The sequence below is a fragment of the Noviherbaspirillum malthae genome (assembly GCF_015352985.1).
GTDB lineage: Bacteria > Pseudomonadota > Gammaproteobacteria > Burkholderiales > Burkholderiaceae_D > Noviherbaspirillum > Noviherbaspirillum malthae.
Window position 1 is genome coordinate 1 of record NZ_JACYXF010000147.1, and the last position, 3,690, is coordinate 3,690.

The 3,690-nt window shown below is 52.0% G+C and carries 2 protein-coding genes; both read right to left on the reverse strand.

Going from position 1 to position 3,690, the window contains the following annotated elements:
* Positions 1 to 123: 123 nt before the first annotated feature.
* Positions 124 to 747 carry a hypothetical protein gene (locus IGW03_RS37225; RefSeq protein ID WP_194727414.1) on the reverse strand — a complete coding sequence of 208 codons (624 nt, stop codon included), beginning with the start codon at positions 745 to 747 and terminating at the stop codon, positions 124 to 126.
* 420 nt (positions 748 to 1,167) lie between these two features.
* A complete protein-coding gene (locus IGW03_RS37230; protein WP_194727415.1) occupies positions 1,168 to 3,507 on the reverse strand; it encodes an ATP-binding protein in 2,340 nt (779 codons plus the stop codon).
* Between the last annotated feature and the right edge of the window lie 183 nt (positions 3,508 to 3,690).

The window sequence follows — 3,690 nt, forward strand, 5'->3', positions numbered from 1 at the left end:
CCGGTCATGACCGAGCACTCTCAACTTGGTGTGATTCTCTTCCATGGGTGTCCACCTCCTGTACTGGTGGACACCATCATCCCAGCATGGAGTGTCGATGGATAGACGTCGTTAAATGACCGCTTACTTATTAGCTCCTGGTAGAGGATCTCCGAAGACATTGTTATTGCACCCGATTGAGCCCGTGGCTGTCCGGGTTGCATACGTGCCATTCAAGCCATAGCGGACAGTACGTGTACCGGTAAACGTGCATGTGCCCCATTCATCTGCACATTTGGTCCAAGAGGTTGGTGCTGGTACTGGAGTTGGTGTTGGCGTTGGTGTTGGCGTTGGTGTCGGTGTTGGTGTTGGTGTTGGTGTTGGTGTTGGTGTTGGTGTTGGTGTTGGTGTTGGTGTTGGTGTCGGCGCAGAGGCGGTTACTGCGTATTCGCAGATTTTGTCAGCACCTGGTAAGGGGTCTCCAAAAACACCATTATTACAACCGATACTGCTAGTCGCCGTGCGTGTTGCATAGGTACCGTTTAACCCATACCTGACCTGCGTCGTACCTGCAAAGCTACATGTGCCCCATTCATCTGCACACTTTTGCCATGTCGAAATGACGGTTTCTGGCGCAAACTGTGCCTTCAGCGATGTGTTCGAACTGCCACTTTGACTATCGGATTCATTACCGCCACCACAAGCAGATAAAGCACTTATGAGAAGCAAAAGTAAGCCGTTCAAAGCAGGTTGCTTTGTCTTCTTCATATCTCTCTCCCTTTTGTTCTTTACTCAGTCTTTAAATGTTACAAACCGTTTCAGAACAGCACTTGAGAGGTGTCATCCGGCCAATATTGCTTTTTTGATAAATTGCAACTCTGCTATGTGCTTAAAAACATGGGAGTGGGGTACGAACGATATTGGGGACAGCTTTTCTTGGCATGCAATGCCGAGTGACGTAGTTTCGACGTCCACATGCCGTAACATCGACACCATTAGTCGTTGCAGAGAAATGTTCTAACATTGTGCGACGTGCTGTCGTCTGTAGCTCCAGCATGATTGAATGCGCATGTCAGAATAGGGCACTAAAGCACTCATTCGATGAATTTCCATCAAAAGGAAAAGCCGGCCAGGAGCGGACATTGGCAGCAGTAGAATATCGAACAATGCAAACGTAATATTCCGTTCCTAATTCTGCTTAATTGACTCAGTTCCTCCGACTTCTGCTAGTGATGCTCTCAACTGCATCATATCGACTGGCTTTACTAAATGATGCTGAAATCCTGCTCCCTTCGATAACACGCGGTCATGTGCTTGTCCATATCCGCTTAAGGCGATAAAAGTTGAATTAGCCAAATGAGGATTTTGTCGCAGTCGAATAGCCAGCTCATATCCGGTCATATCAGGCAAGCCAATATCCAGAACAAACACGTTCGGCAACACGCGTTCCACGGATTCCAGTGCGGAGCGTGCATTTTCATTCATCATAACCTGGTGACCTTCCGTTTCAAGTAGCGCACACAGCGTATAAGCCGCATCCACATTGTCATCAACAACCATGATTTTCAGTGGCTTGACGGCAGGAGAGGACGACAGCGCTCCATGAATGGGGACACTCTCGGCTGCAGATGTCACAATTGGCAATGACACGGTAAAGGCACTTCCCATGCCTGGCCCATTGCTAGAAGCCCCCACTTTTCCTTCATGGAGCTCAACAATGCTCTTGACCAGTGCGAGCCCGATACCAAGACCGCCCTGTGACCGATCCGGAGTGCGCTCGGCTTGGGTAAATAGCTCGAAGACATGAGGCAAAAGCTTCTGCTCGATCCCGATCCCATTGTCTTTTACCTCGATTTTTGCATCACCATGCTCGACCGTGACGTTCAATGTAATTTCGCCCCCCTGTTGGGTGTACTTGGCGGCGTTACTCAATAAGTTGGAAATCACCTGAGTGAGTCGAGTACGATCTCCGTGAACGGAAATATGCGCCGACGCCATCCGGGTTGTCAGCACGTGATGGCGTGCTTCGAACAAGGGGCGAGTCTGCTCAACGGCACCGTCCACGACCGATTTCAAGTCCAGTGCTTCTTTCTGCAGCTCCACCAGACCGCGCGTGACGCGTGATACATCCAAGAGGTCGTCTACCAAGTCAACCATGTGACTGACCTGACGCGAAATGATATTGCTGGCATGTCGGACTTTGTCCTGATTACCGCTGGCAATTTTGAGCAATTCAGCTGCCGTACTGATAGGCGCCAACGGGTTACGTAACTCATGGGCCAGCATCGCCAGGAACTCATCCTTGCGCCTGTCGGCACTTTTCAGGGCCTCGATCATTTCGACCCGATCCGTCACATCGCGAAAAAGTGCCGCGACACCGTCTCCGACCTTGAAAGCACGCACCTCGTACCAGACTGCGCGGCCGTCCGGATAAACATAAAGATGTTCGAGAAATCTCGGCTGCCCATCTAACAGCACTTGCCGATACATCTGTCCAAGTTCAGATTCGTATGTTCCCGGAAACAGCTGCCAGTGGCTGCACCCAATAAACTGCGGGCGCGCGATTCCGACAAGTTGGCATGCCGCGTCATTCACCTCGATGATGTTGAAGTCCCGGTCAAATAGCGAGAAGGCTTCATCCATGTTCGTAATCACTCCGCGGTGACGCGCTTCGCTTTCCGCGACACGCTTTTCATCGAGCTTTTGCGCCGTGACATCCACCGTGATCCCGTCGAAGTGGATCGGACTACCGTCGCTTGTGTAATCAGTACCGCCAAGCGCACGAATCCACTTTATCTCACCGCTTGAGGGATGCCTGGTGCGATAGACGATGTCGTATGCATCCCGACTGCTGATGGACGCAGCGATGGCTGACCGTGTTCGTTCGCGATCCTCCGGGTGGATTCTGTCATAGAAGTCTTCGATGGTGACCCTCGCCGAAGGCTCGATAAAAAAGTGCTCTTTTACCCGATCGTCCCATTCGAGGACGTCGAAAGGAAGATCGCAATACCAAAAGCCAACATTCGAGAGACGGCTCGCGTATTCGAGGCGACCGCGATTGCGCATGAGCTCTCTATCCATCGCTTCGCGTGCGATGCGATCGTCAGTGAATTCCTGGTTGAAGAAGTCCGCAGACTCAGCAATGGCTTGATCAATAGCCTCGTTGAAACGCATCACGTCGTCTGCCGCTGTAGAGATGCTCACCGACCGATCTAGCTTCATCCAAAGCCGCAACACGCTGGCACGCAGTGCGCGGTATTCGCTAAGTAACTGCGTGATCGAGAATCCGGCTCGTGCCCGCAGGGTCCCATGCACTTCGGCTGCGGTCTGTGCCGCACTTGGTCCGCCTGCGGCCAATCCATGCGACTTGGCGGATTGAGCGGCCGCCGTTTGCGGCTGACGCAGATCGTCGGCAATCGCGCGCAGAATCTGAGGGGCATGGTCCCGTAGCGCAAACGCATCGACCGTTGCTGCTGACGGCAACTGGGTTGCGGCAAACGCTTCCCACTCTCCAAGGATTTCTTCCATGCATGAATCGATAAAATCTGCCAGCCGCATCTTGTTCCTGTCTTGAATAGCCCAATTGACCCGGTAGAAATCGTGTAGCCACCCGCTGAGTGAGTCTTCATGTTATTTTTGACATGGAGGCATACATGCAGAAGCGATTCACAGAAGAACAAATCATAGGTGTCCTGCGGGAGGCGGAGGTCG